Genomic DNA, 24290 nt, shown 5'->3' on the forward strand with positions numbered 1-24290 from the left:
GCCCGCCAGACCGGCGCGGTACCCTCTGCCTGTCCGGAGCTCGACCTGGAGGTCCGTCGCGCTCGCCCACGGCGAGCCCGCCGCCGCGCAGCTCGCGGCGAGCGGCCGCTTCCGGGACGGCTCCGAGCGCCGCGTCACGGCGCAGCTCGGCTCGAGGGCCAGCGCCCTCGTCGCCGCGTGGACGCCGGCGAGCTCACGCGGCGGCGCGCGCGGCGGCCACCGCGGCGCGGGGCTGCACCACGCCGAAGCCCTGCCGCTCCGGCGCGATGCCGGGCAGCCCGCGCGCGGTCTTCATCAGGATGCGCCGGCATTGCTGCGGGGAGAGGCGCGGGTTCGCCTCGAGCATCTGCGCCACGACGCTGCTCACGATCGGCGCGGCGAAGCTCGTCCCGTCCACGTGTTTGTAATGGCCGGAGATCACCTTCTGGTCGCGCAGCTTGGCCGCCGCGAGCTGGCGCACGAGGTACGGCTCGCGGCCGGCGACGGCGTCGAGGTCCGGATCGACGCACGCGTGCTCGACGAGCAGCCCGGGCAGATCCTCGTCCCGGGCGCGGTCGAGCAGCGAGAGGAGCTGCGCCTGCGCCGCCGTCGGCGTCCCGGGCAGGATGGGCGCCGCCAGCCAGATCGCCGGCGCGATGAGCTCCGGCTTCTGCAGCCCGTCGAGGGTGAGGCCGTACGAAGAGTGGTAGTTCCACGTCTGCTCTCCTGCGCCGCCGTCGTCGAGCCCCCCGACGGTGACGACGCTCGGCGCGCTGGCCGGCGGCAGGACGCGGTGCCCCGGGTCGTGCCCTGCGTTGCCCGCGGCGGCCACGACCACGATGCCGTGCCGGGTCGCGTCGTCGGCGGCGCGCGACAGGCTCCCGGTCAGGTACGACTCCTCGTAATCGCCCCCGCAGGAGATATTGAGCACACGGATTCCGTGCTGCTCGCGGTGCGCGATCACCCACTCGATGCCCCGCCGGATGTCGTCGTGGACGATGCGGTGGGCGAAGCCGACCTTGACCAGCACGAGGTTCGCCTCCCAGGCGAGGCCGCGGAAGCGCCCGTCGGAGAGCGCGCCGTTCCCGGCGGCGACCACCGAGGTCATCATGCCGTGCCACGACGAGGCGTCCCCGTGCTCGAGCGCCGAGGGGCCCGCCTCGGGCGCGAAGAGGTCGTGGTAGGCGAGGACGCGGTTCCGGGGCGTGGTGAGGTCCGGGTGGGCGTAAAAGCCGGCGTCGAGGAAGGCGATGGTGACGCCGCGGCCGGCGTAGCCGGGGTCCGCGTGCAGCCGGTCCGCGATGGGCAGGATGCGCCTGGGGTCGAGGTCGCTTGGAGGCATCGGCGGGACACTATTTCACCGTTCCGCCGCCCTGCCCTCAGGAACTCCGCGCGAGCCCGCCCGCCCGTCCGGCGGACGCGCGCAGCGCGCCGCCTGGACGGGCGCGCGGCGCTCCGGCAGGCTCGGGCGCATGAGGTCGTTCATCGCGACGATGGTGTATGAGCTCCACCCGGACACGCCCCCGGAAGCGAGGAAGCTCCTCCGCGCGCACCTCGTCGGCAGGCGCTGGCAGGACAGGCACGACGGCGCGGCGATGCCGTCGACCGCGGTCTGGATCCGCCGCTCCGCGGAGGACCACGAGACGACCGACGACCTGCACGCCGCGTGCGCGCGCGACCTCGGCGACGCGGTGGCCGCCGTGGCGCGGGCGGGGCGGCCGATCCAGGTGCTGCGCGCGTGGATCCAGGTGAGCGGCGCGGGGACCTACGGGCTCGTCACGGTGCCGAGGCCGGCGGACGGCTGAGCGCGCGCGGCGGAAAGCCGCGCCCGCCGCGGCGCTTCGGGTAGGCTTGGATGGCTCGAAGGGAGGCCTGGATGGCTCGAAGGGAGGCCTGGATGGCTCGAAGGGAGGCCTGGATGGCTCGAAGGGAGGCCTGGATGGCTCGAAGGGAGGCCTGGATGGCTCGAAGGCTGGGGATTGGCGCGGCGCTGCTCTCGCTGGTCGCGCTCGCGGGTGGCTGCGGGGGGCTCTCGGCGGAGGAGGCGCAGCAGCGCTGTGCCCAGCTGCGCGACGCGGTGCCGTCCTGCTTCACCGACGAGAGCCACGAGGAGTGCGTGAGCTGCTACGAGGAGTGCGGCGACGCCTGCGAGCCGTCGGGGGCATGCCCGCAGACGTTCACCTGCGCAGAATGAGAGGGAGCTGCATGACCGTCGCCGGCGTCAGTTGACCTGGATGCCGCAGTTGAGGAACTCGATCGAGGTGTCGATCCGGAAGTGAGAGTCGGTCACGTGGCGCTCGGCGAAGAAGAAGTCGAGCTGATACGTCTTCCCGATCTCGAGCCCGAGGTCGTCGAGGTCGACGACCTGGGTCTGCTCGACGTGGATGCCCCCGAGGTCGACCACCTTCTTCCCGTTGATGTACGTGAAGACGTCGTCGTCGCCGGCGAACGTGAACTGCTCGCCGCCCTTGTACTGGAAGCCCATGTGCATCTCGAAGGTGAAATGGTAGTTGTGCCGCCGCCCCTCGTTGCCGAACAGCGCCTCGTCGATCGGGAAGAACTCCCGGTTGTTGTACGTCCACACGCCGTCGCCCTCGGGGTCCTCGAACTGCAGCGTGAGGTTCATCGGCATGTTCACGCCCTCGGTGTCGCGGAACCACACGTCGAAGTTCTCCTTGCCGGTCGTGGTCATGGTGCCCTCGGCCCCGCCGGCATAGACGGGTTTCAGGTCCTCTCCGAGGGTGTCCGTGACGATCATGTGATCGTCGCAGTTGACGCACTTGCCCTCGTCCTGCGGCTCCATGTCGGGGTGCGCCTCCTGGAAGTCGCGCACCCGGCCGGTGAACTTGCCGTCGCACGACTTGCCGGTCTCTTGGTCCCCGCCGGGGCTCCCGCCGACACCGCTGCTGCCGACGCTGGGATTGACCGAGCCGAAGCTGTCATCGTAGCCGCCCGTCCCGGTGGTCCCGCCGGTGGTCCCGCCGGTGGTCCCGCCGGGCCCGCCTGCGCCCTGCCCCTGCGATGACGCGTCGCCTCCGCTGCTGCTGTTCCCCTGATTGTCCACTGCGCTGCACGCACCCAGCACGCCCATAAGCGCAAGCGCCGCCACGCACCCAGCCGTCTTTTTCATCGCGAACCTCGTGTTAAGATGCCGTCCCAAGACCCCGCCGGTAAATTAGCATGATGGTGTCCTCCCGGCGTGCTGACGTGGCGCGTTATCCGGTCGAATTGCACGCGGCAAATGTGCCTATTCTTTTGGTGGCGCTGGGATTTTCTTCTGGTGGTGTTCGCCGGGCGAATCATGGCGCGCAAGCGCCCCGGGAGCGGGGAGCACGTCAATTCGGTGATATCGACGCTCCGGCCACCTCGCGGCCGCCGGCCGACTCCCGAGCTTGACGTCCAACGGCCGACTCCCGAGCTGACGACGACAGCCATGTTCCCCTCTGCTGCGCCGGCGACCCTCGCCCTGCCGCGCGAGGCACCTTTCGTGGCGGCGCGATCTCCAGCCACGTCGTTTCGTCCACGGCGCGGGCCGCTCGTGGCTTGGGCCACGTCGCCGGAGCGGCCGCGCCGGCACGAGGGGCTCGACTTCCGGGCACGCTCGGGTTACGCGAGGGCCGCTCGTCACGGACACGGAAGAGACGCAGGTGCGCGGTGGACCACGAGACGCGGAGCGATACCGAGCCCGGCTCCAGCGCCGCTGAGGCGCGGGAGGCTTGCCACGCCGCCGAGGCGAGCCCGGTGCCCGTCCCGTGGGCGGAGCCGCCGCCCCGGCGATCGACCGGCGCCGGCGTGGCGACCTGTCCTGTCTGCCTCGAGCGCATCGCCGCCGGGGTCGCCCTCTGCCCCGAGTGCGGGGAGCCGGCCGACGCGCCCAGGCGGCAGGCGACGGCGCCTTCGATCCCCGATGCCCCCAGCGACGCGAGCTGGCTCGCCCTCCACTGGCGCCCGCTCGTCACGATCGGCGCGATCCTGGGGCTCATCAGCACCGGCGGCGCGCTCCGCTACCTGGCGCCCCACCGGTTCGCGCCGTCCCGGGCCGCGTCGCCGGTCGCTCCCCCGGCCCCGGTGTGCGGGACGCCGTGCTGGAGCGGCGAGTCGTGCCAGCTCGGCCGCTGCGTCTGGCAGCGCCCGAACGACGTCGGCCACCTGGCCGGCGCGCACGCGCCCTCGATCGCCGGCCCCTTCTCGCTCCCCAAGGACGCGCTCGACGCGCTCCCGCTCGACCGCGACCGCTTCGTGGTCGCGCTGTCCGCCGGCCTGGAGGTGCGCAGCGCCCGGACCGGCGAGGCGCTGAGCCTCGTGTCCGAGGCGCCGCACGTCCGGCGCCTGCACCGCGTGGGCGATGTCGTCTATGCGACCGCGCCCTCGCGCATCTACGTGATCGACGCCGCCACGACGCGGCTGCTCAAGACGATCGAGCTCGGCGAGGCGGTGGGGGACATCCAGGTCGGCGCCTCGGGCCGGCGCGCGCTCGCCTCGCTGCCGGCGGCGCACGCGGTGGCGATCCTCGCGACCGAGTACCACGCCGAGATCGAGCGCATCCAGTTCGGCGACGACGCGGTGGGCCCCGTGGCCGTGGACGACAGCGGCAGCCGGGCGATCACGACGACGGGCCAGCTCCCGCTGCCCGGCCAGCGCGAGCCGTCGGGCGGCGTCGCCTACCCGTTCGACCCGAGCCGGCTCGGCTCGGAGCAGGATCGCGTGCGCACCTCGATGGTGGGCAACCCGGCCAGCGCGCTCATGATCCCCGACGGCTCGGCGGGCTTCGTGGCCCTCCGGGCCGAGAACACCCTGGTGCCGCTCACCTGGCTCCCGTCGGGCGCGGTCCGGCAGGAGGCGCGCATCACGACGTGCCGGGAGCCGGAGCAGATCGCGCTCGTCCGGAGCGACCGGCGCGCGATCGTGCGGTGCAACGAGGGGCGGGCGATCCAGGTCTTCGATCTGTCGAAGCGCGAGCTGCTCCGCGCCGTCACGTTCCCCGGCCGCGCGCTCGACATGGCCGTCGCTCCGGACGGGGCGCAGGCGGTCGTCGCGCTGAGCGGCGACGGGGCGGGCTCGGTGGCCCTTGTCGATCTGAAGAGCTACGCGGCGAAGGTCCACCCGCTCGGCGGCGAGCCGACGCGGGTGCGGCTCGCCCCGGACGGCGGCTCGGCGCTCGCGCTCGGCGATCGCGCCAAGGTCGCGTGGGTGCTGCAATGAGCGAGCGTCGCGTCCCGTGCCCGAGCTGCGGCGCGCGGATCGTCGAGGGGGCGCGCAAGTGCCGCGCCTGCAAGGGGTGGCTCGGCGAGCGCCACCGCGGCTCCGTGGGGTCGCTCTCCGGCCGCGAGCCGCGCCTGGCGCGGGCCGCGGTGACCGTGGCGAGCGGCGTCGCGGCCGTGATCATCGCCACCCTGACCAGCCTGAAGTCGCCCGTCGGCGAGGCGCCGCCGCTGACCGCGCTCGCGCCGGAGGGCGCCGCCTCGCGCGCCGCGCGCGACACGGCGGACGACGCGCCGGACCCCGCGGCGTTCGGCCCCGACCCGGTCGAGCCCGCGCCGCCCCCGGCGGAGCCGAAGGGCCGCTGGCGCGCCCGCGAGTTCCGGATCGGGGACGTGCACCCGCTCGACGTGGTCTTCAACCCGAGCGGCGCGTCGATCTACGTCAGCGGCGACGACGCCTCGCTGCGCGAGTACAAGCTCCAGAGCGGCGAGCTCATCCACAAGGCGTCGATGCCGGCGCAGGGCGACCACATCCGGCTCCTGTTCGACCGCTACGTCGCGGTGCTGCGGCACGTGGACGCCGCGCGGATCCCGGTGATGGACACGACCGCGTGGGATCGCGATCCGGTCCTGCTCGACGTCGGCCGGACGCCGGGCGACATCGTGGCGCTGCCGGACGGCAGGACGGTGGTCGCGGCGACGACGGACACGAAGCGCGTGACGAAGTTCGAGCTGCCGACGGGGGTGCGGCTCGCGAACATCACGCTCCCGCACGCCACGGGGCAGCTGTTCCTCGTGCAGGCCGAGGGGCGCCCCTACATCGCGGCGCTCGGCGCGCTGACGCACGGGGGCCGGCCGGCGGGCGCGTGGATCGATCTGTTCGACCCGAGCGAGTCGCCGTTCGGCGCGACCCGGCGGAGCATCGCGGTCGGGCGCGAGCCGCGCGAGGGCGACATCACGAGGGACGGCGGCGCCGTGTTCTTCCCGGATCGGCTGTCCAACACGGCGATCCTGCTGAGCGTCGCCGGGGTGACCGAGACGAGGAAGGCGCGCGTCGGCGTCGGCCCGACCGCGGGCTTCTTGCTCGATGAGGACCGCTACGGCATCACGCTCAACGCCGAGGCGCGGACCGCGAGCGTCATCGACCTGTCGACGATGGAGGTGAAGAGCACGCTCCCGCTCCGCGGGGTGCCGCGGACGGGCGTGACGTCGCCCGACCGGAAGACGCTCTTCGTGGCGCTCGGCGGGACCCAGTGGCCGCCGGTCGGCAGCGGCGTCGCGGTCATCGCGGGCGACCCGCCGCTTGTCGTCGCGTCGCTGCCCACGGGCAAGGGCGCGTGCGCCGTGGCGGTCTCGAAGGACGGCGCGCGGGCGGTGGTCGCTTCGTACTGGGACCGGTCGATCACGGTGCTCGAGCAGCAGTAGCCCGGCCGCGGCGGCGGGGCGGCGCGCGCCCGCGGGGCCCCTGGATGGCCTGCGTGGTTCTCCGAGGTTCCGCGGCGCGCAGGTGACGACACCTCCCGCGAACAGAGGTGTCGAACACGCGCCATCCAAGCTGGGAGAGAAGATGTGGTTGCGCCCCGGCGTCGCGTTCGCGATGGGGCTCGATGATCCGATGAAGGCGTCAGAGCACAAGATTCTGCAGATTCAATTCGGTGCGTTCAGGAATTCGACGAACCAGGCCTCGACGAAGGCCGAGATAGGACACCTCCCCCGTTCACGGTTCCGGCGATGCTTCCCGGGTTGACGCTACACGCAGTTCGCCCGATAGCGTCCGCATGCGGCTGGGGAACATCCAGGCCCTGCCCGGAGTCGGGCTGCGGTGGTGAGCTATCCCCCGCTGCGCGCGCGCGTGCTCGTGTTGGCGGCGCTCGCCGCCTGCCGTGGCGGCTCGGGTACACCTGGCGCCGGGCCGGCGCCCGACGCGGGTGCTGCAACGCCGGCGCCCTCCGTTGCGCCCACCGCGAGCGCGGCCAGCGCTCCGAGCGCGCCGTCGCTGGACGCGGGGGTGGCGGACGCAGCGGCAACGGACGCAGCTGCGGTCGATGCGGCAGCACCGGACGGCGCCGTACCGGACGCGGCAGCGGCACCAGCGGGCGCAGGCTGCGCGCTGCGCCGAGGGCCGCTCTCGCTCTCGCTCCAGGGGCCGGCGCTGCTGTGGTCTCCCGACGCGTCGGAGCGCGCCGACTTCCGGGTGATCTTCAACCGCGACGGCGTGGCGCAGCACGTCGCGCCGTCGTTCGGCGGGCTCACCGCGCCAGGCTCTCCGCCCGCGGAGGCCGCGCCCGACGCGCCTGACGCCGGAGATGGCGGCGGCGATCCAGCGCGCGCCTCGTGGCCGGCGTGCGTGGTGGCCTCCCGGTTCGTGTACTGCATGGATCACGGCGGCACGATCCGGAGGACCCCGCTCGGCGGCGGCGAAGGGCCGCCCATCGGCGCCGGGCGCCGCGGCACGGGGATCTCCGCCGTCGCGCTGCCCGGAGGGCACACGCTGCTCGCCTTCCTCTCGGATCGGAAGACGACCGAGGGCGCCGTGACGCAGGCCTTCGCGGTGCTCGACGACGGGGCCGCCGTGCCGCTCTCCGAGGAGGGCAGCGGCGCCACCTTCGTCGCGCTGTCGCCCTGGAAGGCAGGCGCGCTCGCGATGTACATCGACGCGCGGTCGGCGCTGACGCCGGTGCACGCCCGCACGCTGGGGCTCACGGCGGAAGGCAAGCTCGAGCTCGGCCCTGACGCGGTCGTCTTCGTCGGCGACGCGGGGGAATCGCGGATGGGCGGCGCGCTCGCCGTCGGTGCCGCCGGGCCTGCGTACGTGCTCCTGCCGGCGGCGAAGGACATCTCGGCGTTCGGCATGGCGGCGATCCGCGTCGACGAGGCGCCGCGCGACGACATGCCCGCGGTCTGGTCGCTCTACCCGAACGGGCTCAGCCCCGCGCCGATCGCGGCAACGCAGGGCGCCTCGCCGATCCACGTGGCCCGGGTCCGGCCGGTCTCGCGCGAGCCCGGGGCGCGCCAAGCGCTCGAGCTCGGTCAGCTCGACGGCGAAGGGCGGTTTCACGCGCGCTGCGTCGCGGTGGAGGGCAAGTCGTTCAAGCACGTGGCGATCGAGGCGGATCGCGGCGGCTCGCTGTGGATCGCGTACACGAACGCGGCCGGCACCTTCATCGAGCAGCGCGCCGCGAGGCCGTGATAAGCCAACCGCGTGGATTCGCGAATCCATCCCTATCGTAAATCTTAAGGAGTCGAGATGAAGCTAGGTTCTATGCCCAGGGGCATTTCATGGCCGCTCGTGGCGCTGATCGCGCTCGGCGTCGCTGGCTGCAGCGACGGCGGCGGCGGCGACGCCGGCAGCGCGGAGAGCGCCTCGTCCGCCGCCGGCGGGCCGGGGGGCGCGGGCGCGGTCGGCGCCAGCGCCGGCACAGGCGCCGGCGCAGGGGGCGGGGACGGCGTCACGACGGGCGCGGGCGCTGGTCCGGGCAGCTCCACGACGGCCGGCTCCACCTCCTCGACGAGCGGCGGCGGCGATCCCAGCGCCACGAGCACCGGCGCGACCACCTCGACGGGAACGGGCAGCGAGCCGGTGAGCTGCGACTACCCCGCGGAGTACGCGAACGGCTCCATCACCTTCTACACGCTCGACATGGGCTCGACCGAGGTGAACTGCAGCTACCCGATCGTCGGGCGCAACCCGGACGTCGTCGGGCACGTCCCGTTCGGCGGAGGCCAGTACTTCGCCGCCATGAACACCACCGACTACGACGCGGCGGCGATGTGCGGCGCGTGCGTCGAGGTCTCCCGGGACGACGGGCGCAAGGTGCAGGCCATGGTCGTGGACCAGTGCCCGATCGCCACGAACCCGAAGTGCACGGCGGGCCACATCGATCTCAGCAAGAGCGCCTTTCTCCAGATCGGCGAAGAGCGAGAAGGGTATCTGGGGACCACCCACGGCGGCGCGGCGGGGAAGATCTCCTGGCGGTACATCCCCTGTCCGACGACGAGCGCCGTCTCCTTCCGCCTCAAGGACGCGAGCAACAAGTACTGGAACGAGATCCTCGTCGAGGGGCACGCGCACCCGATCGAGAAGCTGGAGGTGGAGATCAACGGCACGTGGCAGACGGCCACGCGGCAGTCGTACAACTATTTCGTCGTCGGCGACGGGAACATGGGGAATGCGCCCTATCACGTCCGCGCCACCGACATCAACGGTTCCACCGTGGAAGCGATGCTGGACCTCAAGGCCGGAAACCAGCCCGCGAGCGGGCAGTTCGCCGCCTGCGACTGAGACCGAGGCCTGCGCCGCCTGCTCGAGGGCGGCCGCCCGGAGGCCCGGTGGTGGACGCGCCGCTCGCGCGGCGTGGCCGAGCTCCCACGGGCGCCGCGGCCGCGCCGGGCTGCGGGGAAGCGCGCTCGCCAGCCGGCTGGTCGCGGCGCCAGCTGGTAGGATGGCCGCTCCCTGCGGTCGCGACGCGCCGCCGGGATCTCCAGGAGAACACCGTGCAAGACCCTCGTCCCGGCCCGTCGCCGCTCACCGTCGACGACTTCGAGCGCGCAGCGCGCGCCCGGCTGTCGAAGATGGCCTATGACTACTACCGATCAGGCGCCGACGAGGGCCGCACGCTCCGCGAGAACCGGCGCGCCTTCCGCCGCCTCGAGATCCATTACCGCGTCCTCGTCGACGTGGCCCAGCGCGACATGAGCACGACCGTGCTCGGCACGAGGGTGCCGTTCCCCATCCTCGTGGCGCCGACGGCCTATCAGCGCCTCGCGCACCCCGACGGCGAGATCGCCTCCTCGCGGGCGGCCTCCGAGCTCGGCACCATCTTCACGCTCTCCACCCTCTCGACGACGAGCCTCGAGGCGGTGGCGGGCGCGTCTCCAGGGCCGAAGTGGTTCCAGCTCTACGTCCACAAGGATCGGGGCCTCACGCGCGCCCTCGTCGAGCGGGCCGAGTCCTCCGGCTACCGGGCGCTGATGCTGACCGTCGACACACCGGTCCTCGGCCGCCGGATAGCGGACGTGCGCAACGGCTTCGCGCTGCCCGAGGGGCTCGTGATGGCGAACCTCGTCGATGCCGCCGCGGCCGCCCCGGCCGAGGAGCGGGGCTCTCTGCTCGCGTCCTACGTCGCCTCCCGACATGACGCCTCGCTGACGTGGCGCGACGTCGGGTGGCTCGCCTCGCTCACGAAGCTCCCACTCCTGCTCAAGGGCATCGTCAGGCCGGACGACGCGGTCCGCGCGCTCGACGCGGGCGCCGCCGGCGTCGTCGTCTCCAACCACGGCGCGCGGCAGCTCGACGGCGCCCCCGCGACGATCGAGGCCCTCCCGGCGATCGCCGACGCGGTCGCCGGGCGGTGCCTGGTGCTGATGGACGGCGGTATCCGGTGGGGTACCGACGTGCTGAAGGCGATCGCGCTCGGCGCCCGCGCGGTGCTGGTCGGACGCCCAGTCCTGTGGGGGCTCGCCGCGCTCGGCGGCGAGGGCGTCGCGCGCGTGCTCGCGGGGTTGCGCGATGAGCTCTCGATCGCCATGGCGCTCGCCGGCTGTCCTACCCTGGCATCCATCGATCGCGACCTGATCCGACGAGCTCAGGCGCGATGATGGATTCCTGAGTCTCACGAGCGCGGAGTTTTCCAAGATCGGCGCTATCCCGCGTGCGGCCAGGCGGCGGACGGCGACGATCGCGACGCGCTCGTGCGCACGTGCGCACGTCGATCCATTGCTGCGCTCCGCTGCATCGAGGTGCCAAGGCGTCTTCGACGAAAGAAAAGGTGGCGGCCACTCAACCTCACCCTTACACTCGGCCATCGTGAGCAGCGCAGTACCTGCGAGGGACCGGTGGCGGAGGCTCTTCACGCGAGGCGCTGGTGCCTCCGGGGGGATGCCGGCGCCCGAGGGAGCGGACCCGGCCATGGGGATTCGGCTCCGGCGTTTCGCGGGGCCGGCGGCCTACCTCGAGCAGGTGTCGTCGCTCCGGATTGCCCACCTGACGGATCAGCATGTCGGTCGCGTGACGTCGGTGCGGGTGCAGCGCGCGGCCGTCGCGCTGACGAACCTGCAGCGGCCCGACCTCGTCGTGCTCACGGGCGATTTCGTGTGCCACAGCCAGCTCTACCTCGATCAGCTGGAGGAGGTGGTGCGCGGCTTCGAGGCGCCGGTGATCGCCGTGCTGGGGAATCACGATCACTGGTCGGGCGCCGACGCGGTGAAGCGCGCGCTCGAGCGGGGCGGCGCCGCGGTGCTCTGCAACGCGAGCACGGTGGTCACGCTGGGCCATGAGCGGCTCCAGGTGGTGGGGCTCGACGACGCGTATACGGGCCACGCGTCGCTCGAGAAGGCGGTGAAGGGGGTGCGGCGCGACCTGCCGACGCTGGGCCTCTCGCACATCGCGGAGGAGGCGGACGGGCTCTGGCGCCATGGCATCCCGCTGGTGCTGTCGGGCCACACGCACGCGGGCCAGGTGACGGTCGCGCGGCTGAACGAGCTCTCGATCGGCAAGATCGCGGGGCACCGGTACATTCACGGGCTCTACGGCACGCGCAAGCGGGGGGAGCCTGGCCAGGGGGCGGTCTACGTCGGGGCGGGGATCGGCGCGGCGGTGATGCCGTTGCGCCTCGGCGAGCGGGGCCAGCGGGAGGTCGCGATCTTCGAGCTCGGCAGCGAGCCGGGGTCGTTCGACGAGCACCACGCGGAGCAGGTGCCGCACCTCGGGCGCAAGCCGACGCCGGAGCTCATGGCGAGCCGCGCGGCGAAGGTGGCGAGGAACCGGGAGCGGCGGGCGCGGGTGCACCGGCACGGCGAGGGGAGCGCCGGCGGCGGAGAGCCGTAGCGCCCAAGGGCTTTGCCACGCGCCCCCGGCGTGGAGCTTGACGCCGAAGCCGCGCCGCCCCATCGCAGCCGCGACGATCGGATACGCCGCCTCATCGACACACCACCGGGCGCGCGACGCCTGTGCTCCCCCCCTCGGCGAGCTTCATGCGCGCGGCCGCCTGCTCGCAGACGTGGCTCGCGACGAGGTCGCCGCACTCCCTGTCCTGGATGCACCGGCTCTCGTCGACCGTGAGCCACGAACTCCTCGTTCCCGTTACAGCTGATGTTCTGCCGACAGAGCACGGGAGTCGCGGCGAACGACGGACAGCACGCCTCGAGATGCGCAGCCGCGTTTTCGCACAGGAACTCCTGCTCGCTGATGCCCATCCCGAGGGCGAGCGGCGCGAGCAGGATGACGCACAGGATTCGACGGGTAGAGATCCAGGATCTCACGTTCAACCTCGCTGCAAGCGTGAAGGCGGCGTGGTGGAGCGCGGCGCCCCGGGCGCCATGGCATCCTACCGCGAGCGCAGCCCATGTCCTCGGTCTCGCCCCCCCGCACGCTCGACGAACCCAGCGGGTCGGTCGATTCGCATTGACGCCCGTCATGTGAACGTTCACATTGTCCGCCGCACGTCCTCCTTTGGCTTCGTCCGGTGGTGCACCGGGCCGCTCACGAACCTGACATGGCCACGCGAACGAGCCGTGATATCAACGGCGTTTCGCGTCCCTGGCCTCAACTGCCGGCGCCCTCGCCGGACTGGTGTAAAATGAGAATCTCTTTGATCGTGGTCCCTGCGATGATGGTCCTTCTCGCCTGCGGCTCCGATTCCGACCCGCCTGCGGACGACCAGGCCAGCGCCAGCACGACGAGCGCTTCGGGGTCGGGCGGGGGAGCCTCGACGGCCGCCAGCACGAGCGCCTCCAGCAGCGCGAGCTCCAGCAGCAGCGGCGGGGCCGGCGGCAGCGGCGGGGCCGACGCCAGCGGCGGGGCCGGCGGCAGCGGCGGCGAAGAAGAAAACCTGCTCGCCGCGGCCGACAGCATCGACGGCTTCCGCTGGGAGATGCCGTGCGACCAGGACCCGGGCAACAGCGACGAGTGTGCGTGTTCGGCGCTGGTCGACGAGACCAAGACGTTCGGCGGCTCGCCCGACACGGTCTATCTGGTGACCGTCCGGCTCCGCGGCGTCGTCGAGCCGGAGACCTACAAGGGCGGCACGCCCGACGGCATGCACTTCCGCGTGGGCGGCACACCCGACAACGGGACGTACAACCGCTACAGCATCTCTGTCTCCGACCCGGCCGAGGTCTACTGGCTCAACGATAGCCCCACCGTCGGGCACGACACGTTCAAGATCGACCACACGAAGACCATTCCGATCCGGGGCGGATCCAAGGTGTCCTTCAAGGGCGAGGATCCGAATCACATCAGCATCGCCAACTTCAAGCATCTGGTCGTGGAAGGTGTCCCCCCGGCGCCCGAGCCGTACGTCGGTCAGTTCATCCAGCTCGACGTGCAGTCCGTCGAGAAGCAGCCGTGAACGCGCGCCGCGCCGCCCGCGCTCCTCGCGCCCGAGCCGCCGCGGAGCGGGGCGGCGATCTCGCTCACTCGATCGGCCCGTCCGCGCACGCGCCCCGCGCGTCGACGGAGGTGCCGCTCACGGCCGCCGTGCACGCGTTGGCGTACGTCTGGCCGTCACAGCCGCACACGGGCGCGAGCTCCTTCGTGCAAACTTCGGGCTTCTCCGCGCAGGTGCCGGACGCGTCCGCGCGCCCGCAGATCGCGGAGGGCGCGTACTTGCAGTAGAGCCCCTCGCCGCACACGCGCGGCCCGCCGAGGGTGAAGCCGCCGCAGCTCTCGCCGACCCCCACGATCGTGGGGCCGCACTCCCCCGCGCTCCTCACCGAGACGCCGGCCGTGGCCGCGACGCAGCCGTTGCTGTACGTGCGGCCATCGCAGCCGCACACCGGATCGAAGCCCTGCGGGCACGCGGCGGGCATGATCTCGCACGTGCCGCTCCGGTCGTACGCGCCGCAGTTCGCCACGGGGGCGAAGTCGCAATATAGGCCCGCCGCGCAGCGGATGCCGGCGATGCCCCCGCACATGCCGCCGGGCCGCGCGAGGGGGAAGCGGTTCTCGTGATCCAAATACGGAGGTGCTGCCGCCACGTCGCTCGTCGCGAGCGCGCCCTCGGCGGCCCCGGTCTCCTCCGCATCCGCGACCTCGGCGTCATCGGATGCCGCCGTGCAGGCGGCGAGCGTCGCAGCGAACACTGCACCCAGAACATGTGTCATCTTCATGATCGTGAAAACTCCTCGTGAGGAAGCGGCCCGGCGCTCCGGGCGTCTCCTCGGCCATGCGCATCGCGCGCGAGCTGGGCAACGCGTCGCTGTGCGATGTCGCCGTGTCCTCCAACCCGTCGAGCCCTGGCTCGACCTGGGGCGACAGTGCGTCGGCATGTCAGGACTCCAGCGCCTTGACGCTCGCTCTCCTTCACGCCCCACGGTGCCTGCGCTCATCGACTCGATGTTTGCTTGCTTTCCGCGTTTGCCGTTTGTCGTTCATTGAGCGTCGATTGCCGGTGAGCGCCTGCCGTCTGTCATCCCCCGCTTGTCGTTCGTTGCCGTCTGCAATCGGTGTTCCCTTGGAGAAGAGATGAGGCCGCCCGCCGCGGAGCTTCGCGACGTCGCGGCAGCGGGGAGCGGGGCGATCGCCAGGTCGGGGCGGGTCGGGCGCCGAGAGGACCGCGCGCTCCCTGTTTCTATCTCACACACGGCGATGCGGCGTTCCGCCACACGGGGGTGCGGACTGTGGGAGCCCATCCCCCGAAACGGGGCAGTTTGCTACGTGGACGGCGGGAGGGGCGCTGCACCGGTGGCTGCCCTCGGGCAGCGATGATTGTGATGTTGACATAAGCAGCTCTGACGCGCCGCGGGGTGGAGGGGCGTCGAGGCAGCTACGCGCGGGGTGGTGGACGAGAGCAAGCGGGAAGACGTGCGGGGAGAGGGCGGAAGCGCGGGCGACCACGGGTGACCACGGGGGACCACGGGTGAAGCGCGGAGAAGCGCCGGAGACCACGCTCGCCGCGCGCGCTTTCGTGACAGCTCGGCTGCGACCCCCCTTGCTTTTGCTGCGCGAGGACGGCTAAGTCTGGTTTTGCTCGAATGGTCCGTGCCAACGACAAGACGGCGAACAACCGCACCCCTCGGGAGCTCAACCGCTCCCTCGTCCTCGACCTCGTGCAAGAGCACGGCCCGATCTCCCGCACGAACCTCGCGCGGTTGAGCGGACTGACCAAGCCGACGATCTCGGCCATCATCGAGGAGCTCCTCGACAGCGGCAGCGTCCGCGATGTCGGGACCGAATCGCGCGGCGGGCGACCGGCGCGGCTCCTCGAGTTCAACGACGACAGCGCGGCCTTCCTCGGCATCGAGATCGGCGTCGAGCAGACGGCCGTGGCCGTGGCCGACGCCCGCGGGCGGCTGCGGGCGCGGCTGGAGCAGCCCACCGTCCTGCGCGATCCGCACCGGACGGTCCGCGATATCGTCGAGCTCGTGCCGAAGGTGCTGCAGCTGAGTGGGGTGCCGCGGAAGCGGCTGCGCGGCGCCTGCGCGGTCTTGCCTGGGCTCATCGAGCGGCCGAGCGGCGTCTGCGTGCTTGCGCCCAACCTGGGCTGGGAGCGGTTCCCTGTGCGCGCGGAGCTCAGCCGCGCGCTTCGCATGCAGGTGCCTGTGTACAACCTGCCTCAGGCAGCGGCGGTGGCGGAAGGGGAGCTCGGCGCGGCGCGGGGGCACGCGTCGTACGTGTGGATCTACGTCGGGCTCGGCGTCGGCGCGGCTCTCGTCACCGATGGACGCCTGTTCTTCGGGATGCAGGGCTACAGCGGGGAGATCGGCCACTGCCGCGTTGCGGACGACGGCCCTCCTTGCGGCTGCGGGCGCCGCGGATGTCTGGAGACGTTCGCCTCGGTCATGGCGCTCCGGCGCGCCGCCGAGGCGGCGTCGGCGCGCTCACCCCAGCTCGCCGCGCTCGCTCGCCCGCACGCCGTCAGCGCCATCGCGAGCGCGGCGCTCGCCGGCGACGAGAGCGCCTGCGCGATCTTCCACGAGGCGGGCACGCAGCTCGCGCGCGGCATCGCGGTCCTGCTCAACCTGCTCAACCCCCAGCTCATCGTGCTGGGCGGCGAGCTGCTGGCCGCGCCCGACATCCTCCTTGCCGGCGTGCGCGAGGAGCTGCCGCGCCACGCGGTCCGCGGCGCGGACGTGCCGGTCGTCGCCTCTCCGCTGGGCGGCGAGGCCGGCGTGCTCGGCGCCCTCCTGCTCGCGCGCGAGGGCGCGGTTCGCTCGCTCCGCCTCGTGCCCGACGGCGTGCTCCAGGACAGCGCGCCGTAGGTGAACGGGTCCCAGGCGGGCGAGGCGCGCTCTCCGCGCGCCGGAGAGGCCATTGCCTGGGCGGTTCCGGGGGACTCTTGCGTCGACGCGCGACGGCGCGAACGGAGCGACGGCGCTCCGCCCAGGCGCACCCGGCGTGCCTTCGTTGACGCTGCTGCCTCGAGCGGGCATAGGGGGGAGATGCGCAGAATCGTTATCGAAGGGATGACCTGCGGCCACTGCGTCCAGGCGGTCTCGAAGGCGCTCGCGAAGGTCCCTGGCGTGACGCGGGTGAGCGAGGTGAGCCTCGAGCGCGGAGAGGCGGTCGTCGAGGGGAGCGCGGCGGCGGAGGCCCTGCTCGCGGCCGTGCGCGAGGCCGGCTACGAGGCGCGCGACGCTGGCTGACGCCGCGGTGCGCCGCGGTGCCGAACCTCGGCCGCCTTTGGTATCGTGGCGGCCACCATGACGCGACAGCAGAGCGAAGAGGGCTTTCCGGAAGGGTTCCTGTGGGGCGCCGCCGCGGCGTCCTACCAGATCGAGGGCGCCGCGCACGAGGACGGCAAGGGGCCGTCCGTGTGGGACATGTTCTGCAGGAAGCCGGACGCCGTGTGGAACGGCCAGACGGGCGACGTCGCGTGCGACCATTACCACCGGTACCAGGAGGACGTCGCCCTCATGCGCGACATCGGCCTCCGCGCCTATCGACTCAGCACCTCGTGGCCGCGCGTCCTCCCGGAGGGCACGGGCGCCGTCAACGAGCGCGGGCTCGCGTTCTACGATCGCCTCGTGGACGCGCTGCTCGAGGCGGGCGTCGAGCCCCACATCACCCTGTTCCACTGGGACTTTCCTCTCGCGCTCTACCACAAGGGCGGGTGGCTGAACCGCGACAGCGCCGACTGGTTCGCCGAGTACACGAGCGTCGTGGTCAGGAAGCTCGGCGATCGGGTGAAGGACTGGATGACGCTCAACGAGCCCCAGGTGTTCGCCGGCGCCGGCCACTACGAGGGGCGCCACGCCCCCGGCGACCGGCTGCGCTTCGCCGAGGTGCTCCGGGTCTGCCACCACGTCTTGCTCGCGCACGGCAAGTCGGTGCAGGCCATCCGCGCGGCGAGCCCCGGGAGGAGCAACGTCTATTATGCGCCCGTCGCGCAGGTGAAATACCCCGCGACCTCGTCGCCGGAGGATCTGGAGGCGGCGCGCGCGGCCACGTGGTCGGTGAACGCGCGGACCACGTGGACCAACACGTGGTGGATGGACCCCGTGTTCTTCGGCAGGTACCCCGAGGACGGGCTCCGCCTGTTCGCGAGCGAGCTGCCCGAGGTCCGGAGCGGCGACATGGAGATCATCGCGCAGCCGGTCGATTTCTGCGGCGTGAACGTCTACTGGGGAGTCCCGGTGCGCGCCGGGGCGAACGGCGCAGCCGAGGTGGTGCCCCACCCGGTGGGACACCCGATCACCGCCTTCGAGTGGTCGGTCACCCCCGAGTGCCTCTACTGGGGGCCCAGGTTCTTCCACGAGCGGTACAAGCGGCCCATCGTGATCACCGAGAACGGCCTGTCGACCCGGGACTGGATCTCGCTCGACGGGAAGGTGCACGACCCCCAGCGCATCGATTTCATGGCGCGTCACCTGATCGAGCTCCGCCGGGCGATCGCCGAGGGCGCGGTCGTGAACGGCTACTTCCACTGGTCGATCCTGGACAACTTCGAGTGGGCCCACGGCTACAAGCACCGCTTCGGCCTCGTCTTCGTCGACTACCCGACGGGCAGGCGCGTCCTCAAGGACTCGGCGCACTGGTATCGTGAGCTCATCGCCTCGAACGGCGCGACCCTCGGGGGGTGAGCGGGGCCGCCCCGCGCCTCGATACGCTGCGGCGTCCACCGTGAGGAAAGGCCATTCGCCCGGGAGCGCCGGGCGAATGGCCTTGTCGCCGGCGCGCGCTGCGCGGCCCGCTCCTCGATAAAGCGCCTCGGGCGCCTCAGGAGGCGATCGGCTCGTCGCCGTCTTCGTCCTCGTCCTCGTCGTCGTCTTCGAGCGACTCGTCGCCTCCGCCCGCCAGATCGTACCCGTGCGGATCGAACTCATCGAACATGGCCTGCAGGCGCTCGCTCAGGGAATCCCACGTGTCCGGCGGCTCGCTCGCCTGGCGGTCGCGCTCGGCGAGGGCGAGCGCGGCGGCGACCACCGCCGTCAGCGGGCGCGCGTCCTGGAGCACAGCGACCTTCGAGGCGTCGCCGCTGCACGCGTAAGCCAGCAGATACGCCCTGTAGATCTCCTCATTCGTCTTGTCGCTCATTCCTGATCCTTCGTCCTTGTCGTCCGCGCTCCGCCCGTCGCCCCGTCGCCGTGCTCTGGCCTCCTGGGCGCCGTGGAACCCGGGGGCGCGAGCCTAGCCCATCTCGGCGGCCCTCGGGGCCGCGTCGCGCCGGGAGCCCGCGCCACGCGGGCGCGCTCGGCTCAGTAGCGCAGCCGGTCCCGCAGGGCGCGCACCGCGCGCTCGAGCCCCTCGTGGTGGTGGAAGCAGCACTGCCCGATGCGCGGCTGGCACTGCGACGAGCGGAGCATCTCCAGGAACACGAGCGCGCGCGCGTCCCCCTCGAGCGCCGCGCGCTCGAAGAGCGCCTCCTTGCGCCGGCAGGGGGCCTCGCGCAGCGCGACGGCGATGCGCAGCGGGGCGCTCGCGCGCTTCAGCACCTCGGGGCGGCGGAGCAGCGCCGCCGCGCGCTTTCCGCCCTGCGTGCCCCCGTAGCCGCTCGAGATCTCGTAGGCGATGTCGAGGCCCTCCGGGCCCAGGCGGCTCTCCAGCGCGTCGAAGATCGCGTCCGCGCGGCCGTCGGTCCGGTACGAGCTCTTCACGGCGACGGCGGCCGCGGCCGTCATCACGTCGCGTTGCTCGAAGGCGGCGCGATCCTTGTCGAGCAGCGTGAGCAGCGCGCTCTCCGCGTCGCCCCACCGCTTCGCCCGGACCGCCGCCACGAGGCGCTCGCGCTCGGCCGGGAGGCCCGCGCCCTCGAGCGGCTCCGGGCCGGCGAGCGCCGCGCCCGCGTCTGCCGCGCCCGCGTCTGCGTCCAGCGCCGCCGTGCCCGCGTCCAGCGCCGCCGCGCCCGCGTCCAGCGCCGCCGCGACGTCGGCCGACCCGGGGGCCGAGGCGCTCGCGACGGGCGCATCGGAGGGGGCTTGCAGCGGGGTGCCGAGGGCATCCTGCGCCTGGGCGGCCGGCGCCCCGGCGGGGACCGTCTGCGCCGCTGCGGGCGCCGCCTGGAGCTCCGGGCCGGCGGCCGCCGGGGCGCCCGCGCGCAGCCAGCCTGCGCCCGCGGGCAGCCGGCCGAGGAGCAGCGCGCCCGCCGCGCCCATCGCGGCCACGGCGGCCACCCCGAGCATCCAGCCCCACGCGCGCCTCCTCGCTCGTGGCCGGCCTCCTGCCGCCCCGCGCGCTGCCTTTCCGGGCGCCCCGCCGTCCGGTCCGGCGGCCCCGAGCTGCAGGCCGAACCCATCGGCCTCGGCGCTGCCGGTCGCCGCGCCGCCGGCCGCGGCTCCCCCGGCCGCGGCTCCCCCGGCCGCGGCTCCCCCGGCCGCGCCCGCGCGGTCTTGCCCTGCCGGCAGCTCGGGCGGCATCGCGTACGGGATCGCGCGCAGCGGGTCGCTGAGCCGCCACGCCCCGCTCGAGAGCGGCTCCTTCCAGGGGAGGAGGCCGAGCGCCTCGGACCTCGGCACCGCCGCGTCGAGCGCCGCGAGCAGCGCGCGGGCGTTCGCGGGGCGCTCCGCCGGGTCCTTGCGCAGGATGCGCATCACGAGCGTCTCGAGCTCGCGCGGCGCCGCCGTGCCCGGGGCGCGCAGCCGGAGCGGCGGCGGCGCCGTGTGGAGCTGCTCGCGGAAGATCTCGACGGGCAGGATCCCGTCGAACGGGTGCTTCCCGGCGAGCATCTCGTAGAGGATGAGCCCGAGCGCGTAGAGATCCGAGCGCTCGTCGACGTGATCCATGCCCTGCGCCGCCTCGGGCGCCATGTACGCGAGCGTGCCGAAGACCATGCCGCTCAGCGTGATCCGGCCGGCGTCGGGCCGCGCCTCGCTGCTGTGCGCGTCCGTCGTGGAGAGGCGCTCGATCGGCACCTTCGCCAGGCCGAAATCGATGAGCTTCACGGCGTCGGTGCCGTCCTCGACCATGACGTTGCGCGGCTTCAGATCGCGGTGGATGACGCCGCGCTCGTGCGCCGCGGCGAGCGCCGCCGCGATCTGCCGCGCGATCTCCGCGGCGCGCGGGGCGGGCAAGGGGCCCCTCTTGATGATGCGATCGAGCGTCGTGCCGCGGACGTGCTCCAGGACGAGGAACCGGGAGCCGTCGGGGAGGGTGCCGAAGTCGGTCGCCGAGGCGATGTTCGGGTGCTGGATGTGCGCGCCCGCGATCGCCTCGCGCTCGAAGCGCGCCGTGAGCTCCGGGGAGCCCTTCGCCGCGGGCAGGAGGAGCTTCACCGCCAGCCACTTGCGCAGGAGCAGGTGCTCGGCCTTGTAGACCGCGCCCATCCCGCCCGTCGCCACGAGCTCCACGATCCGGTACCGGTCCGAGAGGACCGTCCCGACCAGCTGGGCCGCCGCGCTCTCCGCGAGCGCGTTGCTCGCGGCGGGCGGCGGATCGCCGGGGGCAGGGGGCTGGGGAGCGCTCACGTGAGGCGTGAACTGTCCGGCCTACCCCGATTTTTGTCAAAGGTGCGCTGATGTGGCGTGGCCGCGCCGGCTTGCCTATTGAATTGGCCGGGCGCCCGGGCCAAAGGATGCGCCATGGCCGATCCCGTCCACGCCCTCGCCCGCGCATTCCAGGCGGCGATCACCACCGCGTTCGGCGCCGAGCACGCCGCGGTTGATCCTTCCCTGCGCCGCTCCACCCACGCCGACTACCAGGCGAACGCCGCCATGGCGCTCGGCAAGCGCCTCGGCAGGCCGCCGCGCGAGGTCGCGGCGGCGATCGTGGCGGCGCTGGAGCTCGACGGGATCTGCCGGAAGGTCGAGATCGCGGGCCCCGGGTTCGTGAACCTGACGCTCGAGGACGCGTACCTCACGCGCGAGCTCGCCGAGACGGCGGGCGGCGGGCGGCTCGGGATCGCGCCCGCGGCCGAGCCCGAGACGGTGATCGTCGACTACTCGGGCCCCAACGCCGCGAAGGAGATGCACGTCGGCCACCTCCGCAGCACGATCATCGGCGACGCCCTCGCGCGCGTGCTCGAGGCGCTCGGCCACCGCGTGATCCGCCAGAACCACCTCGGCGACTGGGGCACGCCGTTCGGCATGCTGATCGAGCACATGCTCGATCTCGGCGAGGCCGCGGCCTCGCAGGAGCTCTCGGTCGGCGATCTGGACGCGTTCTACCGGCAGGCGCGCGCCAAGTTCGACGGCGACCCGGCGTTCGCCGAGCGCTCGCGCCGCCGGGTCGTGCGGCTGCAGGGCGGCGACGAGCAGACCCTCGCGCTCTGGCGGCAGCTCGTGCGCGAGTCGACGCGCTACTTCGAGTCGGTCTACCGCCGCCTCGGCGTGACCTTGACCGACGCGGATTTCGCCGGCGAGAGCTTCTACAACCCGATGCTGCCCGACGTCATCGAGGAGCTCGGTCGCAAGGGGCTGGCGCGCGAGAGCGAGGGCGCCCTCTGCGTCTTCCCGGCCGGCTTCACCGGCAAGGGCGGCGAGCCGCTGCCGCTCATCGTGCGCAAGCAGGACGGCGGCTACGGCTACGCCACGACGGATCTCGCCGCGATCCGCCACCGCCTCACGACGGTCGGCGCGCGCCGGATCGTCTATGTCGTCGGCGCGCCGCAGAGCCAGCACTTCGCGATGGTCTTCGCGACCGCGCGCGAGGCGGGCTGGCTCGCGCCGCCGGCCCGGGCCGAGCACGTGGCGTTCGGCTCGGTGCTCGGGGCCGACAAGAAGATGTTCAAGACGAGGAGCGGCGACACCGTGAAGCTCTCGGACCTGCTCGACGAGGCCACGGAGCGCGCGGCGAAGGTGGTGCGGGAGAAGAACCCCGAGCTCGACGCCGAGGCCGCGGACGCCGTGGCGCGGGCGGTCGGCGTGGGCGCGGTGAAGTACGCCGATCTCTCGAGCGACCGGATCAAGGACTACGTGTTCGACTGGGATCGCATGCTGGCGTTCGAGGGGAACACGGCGCCCTACCTGATGTACGCGCACGCCCGCATCCGCTCGATCTTCCGGAAGGCCGGCGTCGAGTCGCCGCGCGAGGCCGGGATCGTGCTGGGCGAGCCGGCGGAGCGGGCGCTCGTGCTGGAGCTGCTCCGGTTCGGCGCCGTGCTGGAGGACGTGGCCGCCACGCTCGAGCCGCACCGCCTGTGCGGTTACCTGTTCGAGCTCGCCGGGTCGTTCACGAGCTTCTACGAGCGCTGCCCGGTGCTCCGGGCGGAGAGCGACGAGGTGCGCCGCTCGCGCCTCGCGCTCTGCGATCTGACGGCGGAGGTGCTGGCGAAGGGCCTCGGCCTGCTCGGGATCGAGGCGCCGGAGCGGATGTAGCGCGTCCGGCAGCGGCGCCCGACCCTGCCTGCGTTCGGCGGGCGCGCAGCCGCCTGAGCTGCGCGCGTCGTGCCTGAGCTGCGCGCGTCTTCCTGAGCTGCGCGCATTCGGACCGAGGTTGTGCTCGCACGCTCGATGTTGCGCGCGACGTCGGTCCGTTCCCTCTGGCAAAGTGCAGCATGATCGAACAACGGTTGGCTCTCCCCTGCTCCGGCATGGCCGTGATGGCGGTGCTCGCCGTCGCATTCGGGTGCTCCGCAGTGGGCGGCGCGTCCGCGCAGGGGGGCGGGGGAGACGGGCGCGAGCAGCCCTCGGAGACCATCGGAGAGGACGGCCCCGGCGGGCTTTATGAGCCGGGCGAGCCAGGGCTCGACCCCGGCGACGCAATCCCCATCACCGATCCCAACGTGGACGGCGACGGAGATGGGTTCACGCCCGCGGAGGGCGACTGCAACGATGCTGATGGAAATGTGAATCCAGGCGCGATCGAGGTCGAGGTCACCGAGCCTGACGCGAACGGCCAGATCCCCGCGCCGGCGGACGAGGATTGCGACGGGGTGATCGACGACGTGCCGCCACCGTGCGACGAGGGCCTCTCGCTGGAGGACTTCGATCCGGTGAACGGGGCCAAGGCGATCGACCTTTGCGCCGTGGCGTCCCGCGAGGACAGGCGCTGGGGCGTGCTCTCCGCGAGGTATGTCCGCGGGGACGGCTCGCCTGCAGAGCGATCGCCCGCGGTTGGCGTCTTCGATGGGTTCGGCCCCAACGTGCACGTGCAGGGCGGCGCGCGCCTGCTCGCGCTCTCGACGGGGAGCGCACGCCTGCCTGGCCACCCCGACGCCTGCTGGTCCGAGAGCTGCTCGAGCTATGGTCCCGGCACCGCGCCCCCCGGGTTCCCTCAGGACAACCCTTCCTGTCCTCCGTCCAGCTTCATCAACGACGACATCGGCCTCGAGGTCGTCCTCCGCGCGCCGACGAACGCGACCGGCTACGAGTTCCTCTTCAAGTTCTATACGTTCGAATACCCGGAGTGGGTCTGCGAGGACTTCAACGATCAATTCGTCGCGCTGGCGACGCCCGCGCCTCCCGGGTCGTACAACGGCAATCTCTCGTTCGACGGGGAGGGAAGGCCGGTCAGCGTCAATATCGCGTTCTTCGATGTCTGCGACGGATGTCCGCTCGGCTCGGAAGAGCTCGTGGGGACGGGGTTCAGCCCGCGCCGCGACGGCGGCACCCGGTGGCTCAAGACCCGCGCGCCGGTGCGTGGCGGCGAGGAGATCTCGCTCCGGTTCATCCTGTTCGACACCGGCGACGATCGCTTCGACTCGACCGCGCTCATCGATGGCTTCCGCTGGATCGCGACCGGCGGCACGGTCAGCCTGGAGACGGTGCCCGCGGTCCAGTTCCTCTGAGGCGAGGGGC

Annotated in this window: 19 protein-coding genes; 14 read left to right on the forward strand and 5 right to left on the reverse strand. The window is 72.7% G+C overall.

What is annotated here, in order from left to right; genetic code table 11:
* Window positions 1-193: 193 nt before the first annotated feature.
* Window positions 194-1321 carry a S8 family serine peptidase gene (locus tag ACSRUE_RS10155; protein WP_441290826.1) on the reverse strand — a complete coding sequence of 376 codons (1128 nt, stop codon included), beginning with the start codon at window positions 1319-1321 and terminating at the stop codon, window positions 194-196.
* Window positions 1322-1451: 130 nt separating this feature from the next.
* Here ACSRUE_RS10155 and ACSRUE_RS10160 point away from each other — a divergent pair, with 130 nt between their 5' ends.
* Window positions 1452-1784, forward strand: coding sequence for a hypothetical protein (locus ACSRUE_RS10160; protein ID WP_437982231.1), 333 nt, complete (start codon window positions 1452-1454; stop codon window positions 1782-1784).
* Between the two features lie 155 nt (window positions 1785-1939).
* Entirely contained in the window at window positions 1940-2173 is a 234-nt protein-coding gene (locus ACSRUE_RS10165) for a hypothetical protein (protein ID WP_441290827.1), read from the forward strand.
* A 27-nt stretch (window positions 2174-2200) separates the two neighbouring features.
* Here ACSRUE_RS10165 and ACSRUE_RS10170 read toward each other — a convergent pair whose 3' ends face one another.
* Window positions 2201-3109, reverse strand: coding sequence for a fibro-slime domain-containing protein (locus ACSRUE_RS10170; RefSeq protein WP_441290828.1), 909 nt, complete (start codon window positions 3107-3109; stop codon window positions 2201-2203).
* Window positions 3110-3633: 524 nt separating this feature from the next.
* On the opposite strand from ACSRUE_RS10170, the gene ACSRUE_RS10175 reads away from it, so the two are divergent.
* The 7 genes from ACSRUE_RS10175 to ACSRUE_RS10205 all read left to right on the forward strand — a co-directional run bounded on the left by ACSRUE_RS10175 (window position 3634) and on the right by ACSRUE_RS10205 (window position 13528).
* On the forward strand, window positions 3634-5181 hold the full coding sequence (locus tag ACSRUE_RS10175; protein ID WP_441290829.1) for a YncE family protein: 1548 nt from the start codon (window positions 3634-3636) through the stop codon (window positions 5179-5181).
* Entirely contained in the window at window positions 5178-6605 is a 1428-nt protein-coding gene (locus tag ACSRUE_RS10180; protein WP_441290830.1) for a hypothetical protein, read from the forward strand. Before ACSRUE_RS10175 ends, ACSRUE_RS10180 begins: the two co-directional genes overlap by 4 nt.
* 583 nt (window positions 6606-7188) lie before the next feature.
* Entirely contained in the window at window positions 7189-8370 is a 1182-nt protein-coding gene (locus ACSRUE_RS10185; protein ID WP_441290831.1) for a hypothetical protein, read from the forward strand.
* A gap of 57 nt (window positions 8371-8427) precedes the next feature.
* The gene (locus tag ACSRUE_RS10190) at window positions 8428-9462 is read left to right on the forward strand and encodes an expansin EXLX1 family cellulose-binding protein (RefSeq protein WP_441290832.1); all 1035 of its coding nucleotides are present in this window, start codon (window positions 8428-8430) and stop codon (window positions 9460-9462) included.
* Window positions 9463-9674: 212 nt separating this feature from the next.
* Window positions 9675-10778 (forward strand): alpha-hydroxy acid oxidase, encoded by a 1104-nt coding sequence (locus ACSRUE_RS10195; RefSeq protein ID WP_441290833.1) that lies wholly within the window; start codon window positions 9675-9677, stop codon window positions 10776-10778.
* Window positions 10779-11088: 310 nt separating this feature from the next.
* Window positions 11089-12006 (forward strand): metallophosphoesterase, encoded by a 918-nt coding sequence (locus tag ACSRUE_RS10200; RefSeq protein ID WP_441290834.1) that lies wholly within the window; start codon window positions 11089-11091, stop codon window positions 12004-12006.
* A gap of 769 nt (window positions 12007-12775) precedes the next feature.
* Complete coding sequence (locus ACSRUE_RS10205) at window positions 12776-13528, forward strand: hypothetical protein (protein ID WP_441293076.1); 753 nt, start codon at window positions 12776-12778, stop codon at window positions 13526-13528.
* 64 nt (window positions 13529-13592) lie between these two features.
* Here ACSRUE_RS10205 and ACSRUE_RS10210 read toward each other — a convergent pair whose 3' ends face one another.
* Window positions 13593-14288 (reverse strand): Kazal-type serine protease inhibitor domain-containing protein, encoded by a 696-nt coding sequence (locus tag ACSRUE_RS10210; RefSeq protein ID WP_441290835.1) that lies wholly within the window; start codon window positions 14286-14288, stop codon window positions 13593-13595.
* An 864-nt stretch (window positions 14289-15152) separates the two neighbouring features.
* Here ACSRUE_RS10210 and ACSRUE_RS10215 point away from each other — a divergent pair.
* The 3 genes from ACSRUE_RS10215 to ACSRUE_RS10225 all read left to right on the forward strand — a co-directional run bounded on the left by ACSRUE_RS10215 (window position 15153) and on the right by ACSRUE_RS10225 (window position 18200).
* Window positions 15153-16379, forward strand: a complete 1227-nt coding sequence (locus ACSRUE_RS10215; protein WP_441290836.1) for an ROK family transcriptional regulator — start codon at window positions 15153-15155, stop codon at window positions 16377-16379.
* Between the two features lie 180 nt (window positions 16380-16559).
* Window positions 16560-16763 (forward strand): CopZ family metallochaperone, encoded by a 204-nt coding sequence (locus ACSRUE_RS10220; protein ID WP_437712074.1) that lies wholly within the window; start codon window positions 16560-16562, stop codon window positions 16761-16763.
* A 57-nt stretch (window positions 16764-16820) separates the two neighbouring features.
* On the forward strand, window positions 16821-18200 hold the full coding sequence (locus tag ACSRUE_RS10225) for a GH1 family beta-glucosidase (RefSeq protein ID WP_441290837.1): 1380 nt from the start codon (window positions 16821-16823) through the stop codon (window positions 18198-18200).
* A 136-nt stretch (window positions 18201-18336) separates the two neighbouring features.
* Here ACSRUE_RS10225 and ACSRUE_RS10230 read toward each other — a convergent pair whose 3' ends face one another.
* Together ACSRUE_RS10230 and ACSRUE_RS10235 are read right to left on the reverse strand one after the other, a co-directional pair.
* Window positions 18337-18654, reverse strand: a complete 318-nt coding sequence (locus ACSRUE_RS10230; protein ID WP_441290838.1) for a hypothetical protein — start codon at window positions 18652-18654, stop codon at window positions 18337-18339.
* Window positions 18655-18815: 161 nt separating this feature from the next.
* Window positions 18816-21020, reverse strand: coding sequence for a protein kinase domain-containing protein (locus tag ACSRUE_RS10235; protein WP_441290839.1), 2205 nt, complete (start codon window positions 21018-21020; stop codon window positions 18816-18818).
* Window positions 21021-21134: 114 nt separating this feature from the next.
* On the opposite strand from ACSRUE_RS10235, the gene argS reads away from it, so the two are divergent.
* On the forward strand, window positions 21135-22868 hold the full coding sequence (gene argS / locus ACSRUE_RS10240) for an arginine--tRNA ligase (protein ID WP_437763924.1): 1734 nt from the start codon (window positions 21135-21137) through the stop codon (window positions 22866-22868).
* Window positions 22869-23047: 179 nt separating this feature from the next.
* Complete coding sequence (locus ACSRUE_RS10245; RefSeq protein WP_441290840.1) at window positions 23048-24280, forward strand: choice-of-anchor L domain-containing protein; 1233 nt, start codon at window positions 23048-23050, stop codon at window positions 24278-24280.
* Window positions 24281-24290: the final 10 nt, after the last annotated feature.

Source organism: Sorangium sp. KYC3313 (assembly GCF_052075895.1).
In the GTDB taxonomy this organism is placed as follows: domain Bacteria; phylum Myxococcota_A; class Polyangia; order Polyangiales; family Polyangiaceae; genus Sorangium; species Sorangium cellulosum_B.